We start from the raw sequence: 15,289 nt of genomic DNA on the forward strand, positions 1-15,289 counted from the left end.
TGCTGCTCACCAGGCTCTCGATCTGAGCTACTTTGAGAAGATTAATCTCTTCTCTATGTACTCTGCTTTTGGTAAACACAAATCTGAAACCGCCCTATGCGACATCGCTTGTACGGTGGTGTGAGAGCGAGGTGCTGCAATGCGCCTCTCTACTCGATTTGAGAAAAATTATAAATTTTACGGAAAAATATCAAAAGTGTTCTCAAACAATATATTATTTGATGCTGAAAGAAAGGAGGAAAATTTTTATTTTAATTTTGGAAAAATAACTTTTTTATCAGGAAATAATACAGGATTATGCTTCCAAGTAAAAAATTTTAAAAATGGTGAAATTGAATTGATTCTGCCTAGTATTTATAAATTAGAAATAGGGGATACATACTCAGTCATAGCTGGATGTGATAAAAATTTTTCATCATGTGTTACCAAATTTAATAATGCATTGAATTTTAGGGGAGAACCATATATTTCTAAGGTTCTAACTCGTCTTTAATCTATTAAAAATTGCTGATAATGGAAAAGCTAGGACTGATAAAAATATACAAAACAGCTCCTTTGAAAGATTAAAATAGAAATCAGTACCAATTTTTGGATGAATAAAAAACCCTATTATTCCTAAACAAATTGATGAGTATGCAAAAAAAGTACTTTTTTTAAAATTGAAATAGGATAATACTATCGGAAAAAATAGCGTGCACACCATTATTTGATAACTTAATAACATTGTCTCAATAATATTATCAAAATAATTTGCTATTACAATTCCAAAAAAACCAAGCAAAATAGTTATAATCCTTGTTTTAAGTATATTATCAGAAAGTGAATTTTTCTTAAAATCTAATGTTAAATTTGAACTTATTGCACACAATAACGAATCACCAGTTGAGATAATAGCACATAAAACCGCAAGCGCTGCTATGGATGTGATAAAACTATTTGAAGTACTAATAAAAAAGAATATCATCTCACTACTTCCAATAGGAATGTTCTCAATACTCCTAGCTGCTATACCAAAAATAAGTGGCAAAAAGGAAAAGCCAAGCAATAAAACTCCTGCTATAAAGGCTGATATATATGCCGTTTTTGAATTCTTAGCAGAGAAAAATTTTTGCGCCATATCTTGCTCTATGAAGACAAATAAAAATGGAACAATTATATATGGTGCAAAAAGCGCTTTATCTTTATTGACGATACTATGAAACAAATTGTCTAATGAGAATTGTATATATTCATATTTGTTGAAAATATAGTATCCCATAATAATCGCAAAGGTAACAAATATAAAGATTATTTGCACAATATCTGTATAAATTATGGCCTTTAGCCCCCCTAATACCGTATACAGTATTAATATTGTCCAAAATATATAAACTACAAACTCATTTTCAATGCCAAATGCAATTAAAAATTTTCTGGTACCTACTATTAAAGAAATTAATATTCCATAAAGAGAAATTATAGATATAGCAGAAGCTATTTTTCTAAGAAATTTCGACCCATATTCCTTTTCAAATAATTCGGCTATAGTTGAAATATTTTTTTCTCTTAACTGTTTTGCACCAAAAATTGCAACTGCAATTAAACCAAGCGATATACCAAGAGAGTAAAATATACCATATATTCCGTATTTGTAGGCAAAATCAGATGTTCCAAGCATTACACCAGGCCCTAATTGTGTTGCCAACAATGCTATACTAACAGATATAACTCCTAATTTCCTATCAGCTAAAAAATAACTATCATTGGTACTTATCCCCCTCGATGATTTATATCCGATATATATTAATATAAAAAGAAGTATTGCCGAAAATGTTACGAAATAATAGCTCATACAGTACTGTTAATACTTTAAAATATAGAACACAAAAAAGATCTTTAATAACCAGTCCCTGCAGGCTTCCTAAAAGATTTATGTTTCCTTTTTCTTGCTTCAGTACTTTTTCTAAGCTTTTTTTCAGAAGGCTTTTCATGGTGCCTTTTTTCTCTCATTACTTTAAATATGCCCTCTCTTTGCAATTTCTTCTTAAGAATTTTTAAAGAATAATCAACATTGTTGAATCTAACTTGAACTTCTACCAAAATATTATAATTTTTGTTATTAATTTACGGTGGATTTTACAACAAACAACTATAAAAGTAAACAGCGAAGTGAGCACAATACAGATATTAATTAAAATTTATTCATTGGCAATAATCAATAATTCTAATATTAATAAATTATTACTTTGTATATAGCTTCTCTAAATATCTGGCAATTAGGTCAACTTCAACATTTACTCTTGACCCAATGCTAATGTGGGATAAATTCGTATTATCCCACGTATGTGGCACTATATTAACTTCAAAAAAAGTTTTGCTCACTTTATTAACAGTAAGCGATATCCCGTTAATTGTAATAGAGCATTTATAGGTGATATATTGATTTAGTTGCTTAGGTAATATAAATCTTATTTTGTGAGAATCTCCATCTTTTTCAATTTTAGACACTTCAGTATGGCAATCAACATGACCCTGAACAAAATGTCCATTTAATAAATCCCCTACCCTTAGTGATTTTTCTAAATTCACTTTATAACCTAAATCCCAATAATTAACGTTGGTCACTCTTCTTGTTTCTGATGAAATTTGTGCAATAAAGCTGTCATGACTAATTTCAATCACTGTAAGACAAATTCCATCACAAGAAATCGAGTCTCCAATACTAATTTTATTGGCATCTAATACAGTTTTAATCTCCACTTTCCAATCATCAGTATCTTTATTTAGTACTGATACGATGCCAATGTCTGTTATAATACCGCTAAACATGTCATATTTCTTGTTGCATAAAACTTAAAAACAGCTATCTTAAAACTGACTGCTAGTCAATTTAATAATCTTTTTTGTGCTATGAAAATATATCTTGATAGTTGTGATGTAGACCTAATCAAAAAATATAAAGATTTAGGCTTTATTGACGGAGTAACAACTAACCCTTCAATCATTGCAAAATCTGGCAGAGATTTTAAAAAAGTTATTAAAGAAATTTGCGATGTTATTGATACATCTATAAGTGTTGAAGTACTATCAACTGATTATCAAAACATGCTTAAAGAAGCGGAAGAATTTTCAAAAATCGCACCGCAAATTACTATAAAATTACCAATTACAGAAGATGGTCTGAGGGCATGTAAAGCATTATCTGAAAGGGCTTTTAAAACCAATATGACTTTGTGTTTTTCACCATTACAAGCATTGTTAGCAGCAAAAGCAGGAGCTACTTATGTCTCTCCCTTTATCGGAAGACTTGACGATATGGGAAGAGATGGAATTGATTTAATTGCAGATATTTGCTCTATTTATGAAAATTATCCAGATATATCAACTCAAATTTTAGCAGCTTCGATAAGGCATCCAATCCATATAATTCAAGTTGCTAAGCTTGGCGTTGACGTGATAACATTGCCACCAAAATTAATTGAGGTTATGATCAATAATCCTCTAACTGATAAAGGTATTGAAATTTTTTTAAATGACTGGAATAATATAGAAAAGTAGTTTTAAAAATTATTAGGATAGTAGTGGGGTTACTGATTTGCACATTTTTTATAAGTGCTAATGCACAAGAAAATGTGCTTGAGGTGTATAAAAATTACATAGATTTTCTATCTAAAAACGATACTGTAATTTCGCAAAATATTGCAAATGCAGATACTCCAAAGTATTTACCAAAAAAATTAGAGGATAAAAAAAATCCTTTTAGCTACGATATCAAATTGGATACAACTAACCCTATGCATATCCACGCTGAGGAAAAAAATTCTAAATATAAGCTATCAACTGCTGAAATAGTTGAAATCAAACCTGATGGAAATGCCGTAACCTTAGAAAATGAATTGTTAAAAAAGAATCAAAATTCAGTGAAGTTACATCAAGTTTCAAATATGTACAGTAAAGCAAAAAATATGATGAAATATGCAATTACAGGACAAATGAAATGATAAAAAATATTTTTTTTCTATCAATATTAGCATTATTTGCTAGCAATTTTAATGGAATCATTATCTCCTTTGCTGGTGAAAAAATAATTAGTGATCCACTAGAAGCGTCTATTAAAATATCATCATCAGGTATGCAAGCTCAAAGTCAAAGACTTAAAGTCGTTGCACAAAACATTGCAAATTCTAATGTTACTGGTAAAACTCCAAATGAAAATCCATATAGAAGAAAAATAATTTTTTTCAAAAATGTTTACGATCCAAAATTGGATGCAAAAGTACTAAAAGTTGATTCCATAAAAGAGGACCAATCTGATTTCACACTTAAATATGAACCAAATCATCCAGCAGCAGATAATAATGGTATGGTAAAATACCCAAACGTAAATATAATAATTGAAACTGTTGACTCTAAAGAGGCGCAAAGGACATTTGATGCAAATGTAAATTCATTAGAAATAGCAAAGTCAAATCAAAACAAAATTCTTGAATTAATGAAATAATATTATGACAACTTCATCGTCTATTAAACCAGATTTCAGTAATGCTGTTGAGGCATATAGAAAGGCAAATAAAAATGTTAAAAACCTTAGTGCATCATCAGAAAACAGTAAAATTAGCACAAATTCTGGACATGGTGTTTTATATGCTGGGGATAAAATGGATGTCTTATCTCAAGGCGTTACTAAAACCTCACAATTTTCTAGTATTGTTCAGGAATTGATAAAAACAAGAGTGCAAAAGGTCAAAAATGCCGATAAAATCTCATTAGATGCAATCAAAGGGCGGACAGGAATGATTGAAGTAATGGAGGCGATAAATAATTCGGAAATAGCATTGCAGGAAATCGTTACAGTTAGAGATAAAATAGTCGCTTCCTACTTAGATATTTTAAAAATGCCACTTTAGATTAGACCTCTTTCGAAATTCGCTTATGTGGATGAAATGCTAGGCGATTTAGGCGCAGAGGACCGGAGTGTACTTGATGCACATGAGGACTCGAGCACAAAATCAACGACGCGTATCAACACAGAAGTAGAGCTTCGAAAGAGGTCTATTTTAAAATGATATTTAGCACGCATACGATTGAATTCATAGGCACCAAATAAAGCCCCCATAATTAAAATCTTTAAACGATACCACAAAAATATATGGCAATTTCTGATAAAAAAAGGGGTTGCCTAAAACATAAAGGCAACACCTCCAACGAATAAGGGATCTTGAAAATCAAACTTTTTAAAAAAAGTATTCTTTGATGTTTCAATTACAAAACATCTTGATTCTATATGTTGAAATAATTTATTCAAGAAATAAATCTTAGTAACCAATTTTATTTTTATCTGAATTACCATAATGAAAAAAACTTTACTATAAAAGGAAATTATAATTTTGATATGACCCAACATAATATTAAATTTAGGTGTTTATATACAACCAATAGCAAATCCAAAAAAAATTAACATCCCAATAGCAAAATTACTTTTAACCTTCTTTAAGCAATCTTCTGGCGAATTTAAATCAACATTATCAATTTGTTGAGATAACATGAAAAAACCCATAAGTATAACTATAAAAAATATAACATTTAGGTTAGCATTTAACCCTGCTATATCTAATGAAAAAATAAAAAATTTATATAGATATCTCACTATTTCTTTTGTATTATCACCAAAAGCTATTGCCGTGGATTTAACACCAATTTTTTCATCATCTTTTTTATCTTGATGTGCATATATTGTATCATAACCAATAGTCCAAAAAATTGATGCTATATATATTAAGATAGGTACAAAGGAAATATATTGCTCAACAGAAAACCATGCAATAAAGATACCTAAATTAAAGGTAGCACCGAGAAATATTTGTGGATAGTAACTATACCTTTTTATTAATGGATACACCATAATTAACCCCGTTGTTAAAATACCAAAATAAATTGACTTCGGCGGAAGTAATAATAATATAAATAAGCCAATGATCAGCAGCACAAGAAGGAATTTAACTGCATTTTTAAGCGTTAATTCACCACTTGCAAGCGGCCTCATTTTTGTGCGCTCTACATACTTATCAATATCCCTGTCTATGATATCATTGATTACTACACCTGCACCTCTCATTATAACAGCTCCAAAAGTAAATATTATAAAGAGACATAAAAAATGAAGAATATCATAAGAAACAACTGCTAAAGTCCATAAAACAGGCATCATAACTAACTGAGTCCCCACAGGTTGATGCAATCTCATCAATCTTGCATAAGGATTTGCATCTGCAAATTTGAAAAAATCTACAGATATTTTTTCAATCATTCGTATCTTTTGTTTGACATAGGCATTACCTTTATCAGCATAACTTTGAAAATTACTGCTTGGTTGCTTTTTCATCACCTGGTAATATATAATCTTCGCCTTCCCACGGGCTTTTAAAATCAAAATCTCTAAATTCTTGTGCTAATTTCACTGGTTCGTAAATTACCTTTTGCTTTTCCAAATCATACCTAACCTCAACATTACCAGTTAATGGAAAGTCTTTTCTCATAGGAAAACCAGAAAATCCATAATCTGTTAATATCCTTCTCAAATCATCATTTCCCACAAAAAATATTCCATACATATCCCAAACTTCTCTTTCATACCAATGTGCTGAGCTAAAAACATCTTTCACAGTTGGAACAAAGTCTTCATCAGAAACTTCAACTTTCACTTTTATTCTAAGATTATGCTCTATACTTAAAAGCTGATAGACCACTGTAAATCTTTTGTCCTTTTTTGGGTCATCAACTCCACAAATATCGAGTAAAATTTTAAAAAGGTAACTCTGCTCATCTCTTAAAATTATTAAAACCTGCTTTAAATCACTCTCTGACACTGTTATGGATAGTTCCTCAAACGATATATGAAAGTCACTTATTAAATCTTCTAATCTCTTATCACTTTGCAGTTTCTTGGATAATTGCTGTACATCCATTATGTTTTTTAATAAAAATATATTTAAAATTTACTGTAAGGTTAGCAAATATTGCAAAATTCTGCAATTAATTATACTGTTTTAAAAATTATAACATAATTTAAGATGGCTAGAATCAATGAAATTTGTAAGAAACAGACCTATATTAGGTCATTATATTGCAAAGAAGATAGCAAATTTCAGGATATTTTTCAAAGTGCTAACGATAAAAAATATATTCAATTAAGCCCTGAGGAGGGAAAGTTATTAAGCATGCTTATTGCCATTCATAAATCAAAGTATGTTTTAGAATTAGGTACCTTAGTAGGTTATTCGTGTTGCTGGATAGCATCGTCCCTACCAGAAGATGGAAAAATTATAACATTAGAAGCAGATATAAATAGTCATAACATAGCAAAACAAAATTTTGCTAAAATGCCGTTTGCTAATAAAATCACTGCCATTCACGCTGATGCGATAGATTTTTTAAAAATTCTCAATCTAGATTATAAATTGGATGCGGTTTTCATTGATGCTAAAAAAGATGATTATCCATTATATTTAAAACTGACCTATCCATTTTTAAAAGTAGGTGGTCTAATTATTGCTGATAATACCCTTTTATTTGGGAGCGTATTTGAAGATTCAATACCAAAATATCATAAAAAATGGCAAGCAATGAAAGATTTTAATCTTGATATAAGCAATCAACAAAAATATAAAAGCCTAATTTTTCCTACCAATGACGGCCTATCCGTCAGTATAAAACTTTAAGGTTGATAAGTTATAACTTAACATATCCGTATATCAATATTTCATCATGCATTTTAGGATTTCAGGTAGCTTGAAGTTTTATATTGGAAATTAAACTAATTACAGAATATTGGTCAATAGAGCTATTATTTTTCTAAATCTTCGTCAATTTTTGATTTTTCATTTATACCTTTTCTGAATGACCTTAAACCTTTACCCAACTCACTCATGACCTTTGGTAATTTACCAGCACCAAACAACACAAAAACAACGAGTAATATTAAAAGTAGCTCTCCAAATCTGCCAGACATTACAAAATAAACTTGATATAATTGTTCGTTTAGTGAATATTATTGTATTGAAAAATTAATAAATTAGCAAGCTTATAAATAAAAATGCATTTTCAGGATATAATATTTAAACTTCAAACTTATTGGAATCAGCAAGGCTGTGTGATACTTCAACCCTTAGATACTGAGGTAGGAGCTGGCACATCTCATCCTGCAACAATGCTAAAATCGCTCAACGATAAAGAGTGGAATGTTGCTTATGTACAACCATGTAGGAGGCCAACAGATGGTAGATACGGAGATAATCCAAATAGAATGCAACATTACTATCAGTTTCAGGTTCTGATGAAACCATCTCCTGATGATATACAAAAGAAGTGCCTAGATAGCCTAGAGCTTTTAGGAATAGATAATAAACTGCACGACATAAGATTTGTTCATAGCGATTGGGAAAATCCTACCCTTGGCGCATGGGGATTGGGATGGGAAGTATGGTGCAATGGTATGGAAATAATTCAATTTACCTACATGCAACAAGTTGGAGGAATCCCTTGTAAATTAATCCCTGGAGAAATAACATATGGGTTAGAAAGGTTAGCTATGTATATTCAAGATAAGGATAGTGTTTGGGATCTAATTTGGAATTCAAGCGGTATTACTTATGGAGATATATTATTATCTCAAGAAAAGGAATTTTGTGAATTTAATTTTAATGCAGCAAATACTGAGATCTTAATCACACATTTTAAAGATTATGAAAAAATGGCTTTAGAACTCATAAATAAAAACCTCATTTACCCTGCATACGATTGTTGTGTAAAATCCTCACATCTATTTAATATTCTAGAGGCCAGAGGTGTATTAAGTGTAACTGAAAGAGCATCATATATAAGTAGAGTCAGAAACATTGCAAAAAATTGCTGTTTGAAATTTGCGGATAATCATTAAAACACCTAAGTGCAACTGGCAGGTTAATTAAAACTATATCAACAATTTAATTATTGATTATTACTTAAAGATTTTGCAAAATCATCTGGTCATTAAATTCAATAGGTTTATACTTGTAGCCTACCTCATTCATTATTTTAATTTCTAATTTCTCCATAATCTCTGACTCTTCATCTAAAATGTGATTATATCCAAATAGATGCAACAATCCATGAATTAGTATATGGGAAAAATATTCCTCAAAAGTCTTTTCCTGTTCTAAGCTTTCGCTCATTATTCTCTCAAAACTAATTGCTATGTCACCTAAAAACATATAGTTATTAGAATCTAAAACACTATTTATAGTATCTTTTTGAATCTTATAGAAAGGAAATGACAATACATTTGTTGTACTGTCCTTATTTCTAAATTCTTTATTTAAATTATGAAGTCTTTCATCATCCGCTAATAACAACGATACCTCGACTGATTTATTTTCATAACCTCCACCCAAGACATTAAAAATAACAGCTTTCATAACTTTTTTACAGTGCTCATGTACACTAAAATTCACTGATGTCCAATTTGACGATTTGACGGATATATCTATCAAAAACTCTTCTGAAGATGATATGGGTAAGGGGTCTGGGTCCGACATACTATAATTTTATGTTGTGAAAAATTGTAACAGTACTTTTTGCATTTTTCAATTTAATTAATCAATATCTGTATTATAAATTGATAATTTATAATTTTTACCACTACATGCTTCAAAAAGCACTAAAATAAAATAATATGTTATAATCATAAAACAAGCAGAAATGATAACATCACTCAAAAAATGTTTGCCTTGTATAATCCTTATCAAACCGAGTGTTACAGTAAAAATAGAAGTGCCTAATATCATAAATCTCCTTCTTTTACCAATTTGTTCTAGGGAATATATCAAAAAAAGCATCCCTATAGAAGTGTGAAATGATACAAATGAACAATTGGATTTACATTGCTTTGAAACTTTAAATGCTGGTGAAAAAGTCAAATCACCATTAAATTCTCTAACATTCGCAGGTCTTGCTCTTCCAAAATGATGCTTTGAATAAACTTGTACTATCATTAAGGAGCCTATAAAAAACACTAGTAATACTATTATTTGCGATTTATAACTTTTATAATTAAATGATTTAGTTTTTATAAAGGTGAGCAGGATCAATATAGAGTTATATGCAAGTAATAAAAATGCTAAAAAATATGCTGAATTAGCAATAAATTTTAGGATAAAATTATTAGCAAAATAAAATTTATGCTTACTTTCCGAAAAAAATAATTTAGAAAATTCAATATCTATTCCAGGATAAGTAATGAAGATCATTGATATGATAGATGTAAATAAAATTGAATATAGCAACTTCTTCATTTTAAGTTATTTTTTTGTTTAATAATTATCAGGAATGTAGTTTTCATCATGTTTAGCAAGCAATTCTTCTGCCTCAAATTGCTCATCACTTCTGTTAAATTTACCATATATTATAACATTTTGCCCTTCCTTAAAAAGGCTTGGCACCACTCCCTTAAATATAACTTTCATTTCTCGTTTATCATCATGAACTACGAACTCTACAACATTATTAATATATCTTATACTTCTTTTTTTTACAATACCACCCACTCTAATAGGTTTTATGTTGTTTTCAGCATACGGTTCATTTAATACATCGGAAGGGGTTTTATATAATACAATATTACTACTAAAGGTGTATAATAATACTGCCAAACCTATTGAGGCTACAAGAAGAAAGAAAAAAATCACTATAATTCTTTGCGTTAAAAATCTATTTTTTAACTTCATTACCTTTTATAAATTGTTTAATAAAATGCAACTTAATCAAAGGAAATAAAGAAAAGATTAATGTTATTATTATAAAGCTAAGATATGCAAAAAATACATAGTGTTGAAAGTAACTTTTCACTATTCCTGTATGTCTTCCTCATTTTTAAATAGCTGCTCACTCTGAGGCTCTTGTGATTCTTTTAATGATTCTATTTCAGCTAAAACTTCTTCATTAATTTGGTTGAAAGTTTTTTTATTAATATTTGACTGAGCCCTATTATCACCATCAATAAAAGTTTTTTTAACAATTGATTTTTCCAAATTTTCAACATCTAAAAGCCCTGCTGCAATCTCTCTCAATGCAACAATAGCTTCCTTATCTTTTTTAAGATTATCAATTTGTGCAACGGCACCATGATTCAACTCTTTTCCTCTTTGTGCAGCAACAAGAATCAACTCAAACCTATTTGCCACATATTCATTACAGTCCTCAATAGTAATTCGTGCCATAGTCTATATCAGTTTTGTTCTATATTTTTTTCATCAATTACATCAGTTTTATTATCAGATTTACTATCACCTGCATTCATCTCTTTGTTTCGTTTTTTTTCAGCTTCTAAAGAATTTTTCGCTTCTTCTTTTGACCTAGCCACTACCAATCTCATTTTGGCATCAACTTCTGCATGCAATTCAACTGTTATATCATGAAAACCAATTTCTTTAATTTTTTCACCTAAAACAATGCTTTCTAATGAAACTTCCACCTGAAATTCCAATTTTAAAATATTTGTAATGTCTTTATTAGTTACCGAACCATATAGCTTACCATCATCTCCAGCTTGCCTAATTACCACTAATGTCTTTCCATCAATGAGCTTGCTGTTTTTTATAGCCAACTTACTTTTTTCAGCATTAGCCTTTTCAATTATCTCTTTTTCTGCCTCAAACTTCTCTTGATTTTCCTTTGTAAATCTAAGAGCCTTCTTACGTGTAAAAAGATAATTCCTAGCATAGCCATCTTTAACATCAACCATGTCTCCTATATTACCAAGATTTTTAATTTTTTCTAATAGCAGTACTTTCATAATAAATTCCTAAACCGATTATAAAACTGTATATGGCAACAAAGAAAGATGCCTTGCTGTTTGGATAGCTTTTCTGAGTAACCTTTGTTTTTTTGGCGAAATATTTGATATTCTAGATGGTATTATCTTACCCTTTTCTGAAATATGCTTTTTCAAAAGCTCTACATTTTTGTAGTTGATTAAGCTATTGTTAACATCCTCTAGTGGACACGATTGTTTCTTTTGGGTCGATGAAGTTCTATTGAACAACAGCGTATTAGGTATTAAATTTTCCATTGTCATTTCCACTGCAATCAATCTTTAGTTTCACTTGGTGTTTGCATCATTAACGTAGGTCTATCATCAATGCTGTCGACCTTAATCGTTAAAAATTTTATTATATCTTCACTGACTTTAAAATCATTTTCAATCTTACTCACTACATTAGGCGATGCATTAAGCCCTAGAAAAATATAATGGCCCTTCTTATTCTTTTTTATTTCATAGGCCAAACTTCTAAGTCCCCAATACTCTTTTTTAACCACCTTACCGTCCATTTTTTCCACTAAATCTTTGTATTTGTCAGCAAGCTTGTGTACATCTTGAGCTGGCAAATCCTGTCTTATTATGAAAGTGCATTCATAAAATCTCATTTATGCTCCAATAGTTGTTAAATATTTAAAGTTTACAAATATTGCACAAAACCATTATAACTGCAAGCTAATTATGAATTTATGATAAAAATTTATCAAAAAACAAACCTAAAAATAAAATAGCATTAACAATTAACATAATAAGCGAAAATTTTAAGATAGCTAAATAACTATTATTATCTTTTTGCTTAGTACTTTTAGTATCTATTATCTCCTTAATTTTGCTAATAAATTTCTCTTTTTGCTTTTTTAATTTTAAAATTTTCCCCCTTCTTCCTAAATTTTCTTTTGCCCAATTTTTTATCCATGGGCTTGCTAATTTCCACATATTAATTTCAGGGTTAAGGTTGTAACTAGTCCCCTCAATTGTTAAAATTGTTTTATGTAATAATAGCAATTCAGGATGAATTTTAACTGAAAATTTTCTACTAATTTCAAACAATTGCTTTAATAATCTACCAAGAGATATTTCTTCCAATGATTTTCCAATAATTGGCTCTCCAATACTTATGCATGCTAATTCAAATTTATACTCTGATTGATCTTTTGGAACAAATCCTGTTTTAAAATGTAAATCTTTTATTTTCTCATATTCCTTGTTTAGAAATCCATAAACTACCTCAGCCACAAATGTCTTTAACTCATAATCTAAATAACAAACTATTCCGAAATCCACTAAAGCTATATCACCATTTTTCATTATTATTATGTTTCCGGGATGTATATCAGCATGAAAAAATCCATCTCTACACGCTTGATTAAAAAATGTTACAGCTAATTTTTTGGTTATTTCTTCTAAATTATGTTTGGCATTTATCAATTCTTGTTTATCGCCAATTGGCACGCCGTCTATCCATTCTGAGGTTAAGATATTTTTCGCAGTTAGCGGCCAATGTATTTTTGGAATATATATATCCAAATCTCTTTTGCAATTTTCTTTAATTTTATTTGCCGCCGCTCCTTCAAGCCTTAAATCTAATTCAATTTCTGAGGCTTTTTTGAGGGTATCAATTATTTCATTTATCTTGATTTTTTTTTTATTTTTTAAAAATATATTTAATACAGATGATGCTGATTGAATAAAATTTAAATTATCTAAGTATTTTTTTTTAATTTTTGGTCTTAGAATTTTAACAGCAACAACTTCCCCTTTTTTTGTTACCGCTTTATGAACCTGCGCTATAGAAGCGGCAGCAATACTTTGATCATCAAAGGAAGAAAACACATCTTCAATATTTAAATTAAATTCCGATTTAAATATTTTTTTTACTTCATTAAAACTAAATGCTGGGAGCTTGTCTTGTAATTTTGCTAATTTTGCTGTAATTTCTTCACCCAGTACATCTGATCTAGTCGACATCACCTGCCCTAATTTTATAAAAGCAGGGCCTAATTTTGGCAAAATTTTTGCCAATTTATTTCCTATTTTACCTTTTATTTTAGACCTATTTGAAGCATTTTCATTTATTTTCAATAAAAACAAATATACACCTATATTGCTTTTAACCAGGACGAGTAATAGTTGAATGGAAAAATATATATTTTTAAAAATTTGCATATTTATTCTATTCTTTTCCAAATTCTTTTTTTAGCAATATAAAATAGTATTGTAAAAAATGATAAGAATATCAAAACTTTTATACCTAGTGATTTTGATTCTTGCATTTCAGGTTCAGCAACCCATTGCAAAAAATTCACTATATCTTTAGCCATTTGATCAACAGTGGCTTTAGTTCCATCATCAAATTCTACTTGCCCTTCAGTATGAAGTGGCGGAGTCATAGCTAATTGATCCCCTCCTGCCATAAAATATGGATTGTAATACATATTTTCTCCCAACTCAAAACTAGAAGGTGGATTACTATACCCAGTCAATAACGAATATACATAATTAGCCCCATCATGCCTTGCTTTAATGATAAGTGATAAATCTAAGGGATATGCTCCATTATTAGCAGCTCTTGCAGCTTTTTCATTTGGATATGGTCCTGGTATGATATCTGATAACCTGGCTGGTCTTTCAAACATCTCTCCTTCATCATTTGGCCCGTCCTTTACTTCATATTCAGAAGCTAAGGCCTTTACTTCCTCTTCACTAAACCCAATCTCCATTAAATTTCTAAAAGCAGCTCTTTTAATTGAATGACATGCAGAACAAACTTCTTTATATACCTTAAAGCCTCTTTGAATAGATTGTTTGTCAAATTTACCAGTCATTCCATCAAACGACCATTTCATTTGCACTGGGCGCTTAGGTTCATCTGATGCATCTGATTCAATACAATTTACTTGTAGTAAAAGACCGACACTAAAGGCAAATATTGCAAATTTTTTCATCATTGACGTATCTAATAATTTTAAATCTTTTTGAAAAATCAATATATCAGTATTTATATCAAAAATGCACTTCTAACAAGTTTTAAATAATGAAGCGTTCAAAGAGGTGGTCTTGGAATTAAAACAGTACTAAAAGATGCTGGACTGAGAATATTTTACTGAAAGTTTTATAGCAAAAATAGACCATATTTAACACTTTTCTTACTTACTCCAGTAGAGATAATCCTATTAGCTTAAGCTATGTATCACGAGCAAATTAATATATAAAGGAAGCATAAATATTAGATAGCGTATAAATAGGAAAAGTGCTAACCTTTGACCTAAAACAATACAGGTATCAAATGGATTTTGAAATAATAGTAAGAAAAAAAGAAAAAGGCGAGGTAGTATCAGAGAGGCTAATTAAGAAAGTAGAAATAAAGAGAGCTGAGACGATACTGGAATTAGGGTTTAGGCATAAAGAGCAAATAGGGATCATAGGTGCTATACAAGATGAATATATACCGCTGCAAGT

The 15,289-nt window shown here is 29.8% G+C and carries 23 protein-coding genes; 8 read left to right on the plus strand and 15 right to left on the minus strand.

The genetic code is table 11. The features are described 5' to 3' along the window. Nucleotides 1–139 precede the first annotated feature (139 nt). Entirely contained in the window at nucleotides 140–493 is a 354-nt protein-coding gene (locus L8D11_RS00525) for a phage BR0599 family protein (protein ID WP_236869726.1), read from the plus strand. Here the strand turns inward: L8D11_RS00525 and L8D11_RS00530 are convergent. From L8D11_RS00530 to L8D11_RS00540, 3 genes are all read right to left on the minus strand, one after another. Beyond that, nucleotides 479–1,831, minus strand: a complete 1,353-nt coding sequence (locus tag L8D11_RS00530; RefSeq protein ID WP_236869727.1) for a sodium:solute symporter family protein — start codon at nucleotides 1,829–1,831, stop codon at nucleotides 479–481. The two genes, L8D11_RS00525 and L8D11_RS00530, sit on opposite strands and share 15 nt — an antisense overlap. 44 nt (nucleotides 1,832–1,875) lie before the next feature. Continuing rightward, on the minus strand, nucleotides 1,876–2,079 hold the full coding sequence (rpsU, locus tag L8D11_RS00535) for a 30S ribosomal protein S21 (RefSeq protein WP_236869728.1): 204 nt from the start codon (nucleotides 2,077–2,079) through the stop codon (nucleotides 1,876–1,878). Between the two features lie 141 nt (nucleotides 2,080–2,220). Then, a complete protein-coding gene (locus tag L8D11_RS00540) occupies nucleotides 2,221–2,808 on the minus strand; it encodes a riboflavin synthase (protein ID WP_236869729.1) in 588 nt (195 codons plus the stop codon). 81 nt (nucleotides 2,809–2,889) lie between these two features. Between L8D11_RS00540 and fsa the strand changes: the two genes are divergently transcribed. From fsa to L8D11_RS00560, 4 genes are read left to right on the plus strand one after another with little or no spacing between them, the layout of a single operon-like run. Further along, nucleotides 2,890–3,537, plus strand: coding sequence for a fructose-6-phosphate aldolase (gene fsa, locus L8D11_RS00545; protein ID WP_236869730.1), 648 nt, complete (start codon nucleotides 2,890–2,892; stop codon nucleotides 3,535–3,537). Nucleotides 3,538–3,560: 23 nt separating this feature from the next. After that, nucleotides 3,561–3,980: a flagellar basal body rod protein FlgB gene (locus L8D11_RS00550; RefSeq protein ID WP_236869731.1), complete on the plus strand. Its 420-nt coding sequence runs from the start codon at nucleotides 3,561–3,563 to the stop codon at nucleotides 3,978–3,980. After that, nucleotides 3,977–4,480, plus strand: coding sequence for a flagellar basal body rod protein FlgC (gene flgC, locus L8D11_RS00555; protein WP_236869732.1), 504 nt, complete (start codon nucleotides 3,977–3,979; stop codon nucleotides 4,478–4,480). The genes L8D11_RS00550 and flgC overlap by 4 nt, the downstream gene beginning before the upstream one ends. Before the next feature lie 4 nt (nucleotides 4,481–4,484). Next, entirely contained in the window at nucleotides 4,485–4,886 is a 402-nt protein-coding gene (locus L8D11_RS00560; RefSeq protein ID WP_236869733.1) for a flagellar hook-basal body complex protein FliE, read from the plus strand. 515 nt (nucleotides 4,887–5,401) lie between these two features. Here the strand turns inward: L8D11_RS00560 and ubiA are convergent. Beyond that, the gene (gene ubiA, locus L8D11_RS00565; protein WP_236869734.1) at nucleotides 5,402–6,361 is read right to left on the minus strand and encodes a 4-hydroxybenzoate octaprenyltransferase; all 960 of its coding nucleotides are present in this window, start codon (nucleotides 6,359–6,361) and stop codon (nucleotides 5,402–5,404) included. Next, a complete protein-coding gene (locus L8D11_RS00570) occupies nucleotides 6,339–6,947 on the minus strand; it encodes an NADH-quinone oxidoreductase subunit C (protein WP_410519495.1) in 609 nt (202 codons plus the stop codon). Before L8D11_RS00570 ends, ubiA begins: the two co-directional genes overlap by 23 nt. 102 nt (nucleotides 6,948–7,049) lie before the next feature. Here L8D11_RS00570 and L8D11_RS00575 point away from each other — a divergent pair, with 102 nt between their 5' ends. Then, nucleotides 7,050–7,697, plus strand: coding sequence for an O-methyltransferase (locus L8D11_RS00575; RefSeq protein WP_236869736.1), 648 nt, complete (start codon nucleotides 7,050–7,052; stop codon nucleotides 7,695–7,697). A 125-nt stretch (nucleotides 7,698–7,822) separates the two neighbouring features. On the opposite strand, the gene tatA is transcribed toward L8D11_RS00575, so the two are convergent. Next, nucleotides 7,823–7,987, minus strand: a complete 165-nt coding sequence (gene tatA, locus L8D11_RS00580) for a twin-arginine translocase TatA/TatE family subunit (RefSeq protein WP_236869737.1) — start codon at nucleotides 7,985–7,987, stop codon at nucleotides 7,823–7,825. 84 nt (nucleotides 7,988–8,071) lie between these two features. Here tatA and L8D11_RS00585 point away from each other — a divergent pair, with 84 nt between their 5' ends. Continuing rightward, nucleotides 8,072–8,914, plus strand: a complete 843-nt coding sequence (locus tag L8D11_RS00585) for a glycine--tRNA ligase subunit alpha (protein ID WP_236869738.1) — start codon at nucleotides 8,072–8,074, stop codon at nucleotides 8,912–8,914. 64 nt (nucleotides 8,915–8,978) lie between these two features. On the opposite strand, the gene ybeY is transcribed toward L8D11_RS00585, so the two are convergent. From ybeY to L8D11_RS00630, 9 genes are all read right to left on the minus strand, one after another. Beyond that, on the minus strand, nucleotides 8,979–9,551 hold the full coding sequence (gene ybeY / locus L8D11_RS00590; protein ID WP_236869739.1) for an rRNA maturation RNase YbeY: 573 nt from the start codon (nucleotides 9,549–9,551) through the stop codon (nucleotides 8,979–8,981). 57 nt (nucleotides 9,552–9,608) lie between these two features. Beyond that, entirely contained in the window at nucleotides 9,609–10,307 is a 699-nt protein-coding gene (locus tag L8D11_RS00595) for a phosphatase PAP2 family protein (protein WP_236869740.1), read from the minus strand. 18 nt (nucleotides 10,308–10,325) lie between these two features. Beyond that, nucleotides 10,326–10,739 carry a cytochrome c maturation protein CcmE gene (locus L8D11_RS00600; protein ID WP_236869741.1) on the minus strand — a complete coding sequence of 138 codons (414 nt, stop codon included), beginning with the start codon at nucleotides 10,737–10,739 and terminating at the stop codon, nucleotides 10,326–10,328. 120 nt (nucleotides 10,740–10,859) lie between these two features. Further along, nucleotides 10,860–11,231 carry a DNA-directed RNA polymerase subunit omega gene (gene rpoZ / locus L8D11_RS00605; RefSeq protein WP_236869742.1) on the minus strand — a complete coding sequence of 124 codons (372 nt, stop codon included), beginning with the start codon at nucleotides 11,229–11,231 and terminating at the stop codon, nucleotides 10,860–10,862. 8 nt (nucleotides 11,232–11,239) lie between these two features. Then, complete coding sequence (rplI, locus tag L8D11_RS00610; RefSeq protein WP_236869743.1) at nucleotides 11,240–11,806, minus strand: 50S ribosomal protein L9; 567 nt, start codon at nucleotides 11,804–11,806, stop codon at nucleotides 11,240–11,242. A gap of 18 nt (nucleotides 11,807–11,824) precedes the next feature. Beyond that, nucleotides 11,825–12,082, minus strand: coding sequence for a 30S ribosomal protein S18 (gene rpsR / locus L8D11_RS00615; protein ID WP_236869744.1), 258 nt, complete (start codon nucleotides 12,080–12,082; stop codon nucleotides 11,825–11,827). A gap of 17 nt (nucleotides 12,083–12,099) precedes the next feature. Further along, nucleotides 12,100–12,438, minus strand: coding sequence for a 30S ribosomal protein S6 (gene rpsF / locus L8D11_RS00620; RefSeq protein ID WP_236869745.1), 339 nt, complete (start codon nucleotides 12,436–12,438; stop codon nucleotides 12,100–12,102). Between the two features lie 79 nt (nucleotides 12,439–12,517). Beyond that, nucleotides 12,518–13,912: an AarF/UbiB family protein gene (locus tag L8D11_RS00625; protein ID WP_236869746.1), complete on the minus strand. Its 1,395-nt coding sequence runs from the start codon at nucleotides 13,910–13,912 to the stop codon at nucleotides 12,518–12,520. Between the two features lie 86 nt (nucleotides 13,913–13,998). Continuing rightward, nucleotides 13,999–14,778 (minus strand): cytochrome c1, encoded by a 780-nt coding sequence (locus L8D11_RS00630; protein ID WP_236869747.1) that lies wholly within the window; start codon nucleotides 14,776–14,778, stop codon nucleotides 13,999–14,001. Between the two features lie 302 nt (nucleotides 14,779–15,080). On the opposite strand from L8D11_RS00630, the gene L8D11_RS00635 reads away from it, so the two are divergent. Beyond that, a partial coding sequence (locus L8D11_RS00635; RefSeq protein WP_410519494.1) for a hypothetical protein occupies nucleotides 15,081–15,289 on the plus strand: 209 nt, incomplete at its 3' end.

The organism is Candidatus Bandiella numerosa (assembly GCF_021811875.1).
Classification (GTDB): domain Bacteria; phylum Pseudomonadota; class Alphaproteobacteria; order Rickettsiales; family Midichloriaceae; genus Aquirickettsia; species Aquirickettsia numerosa_A.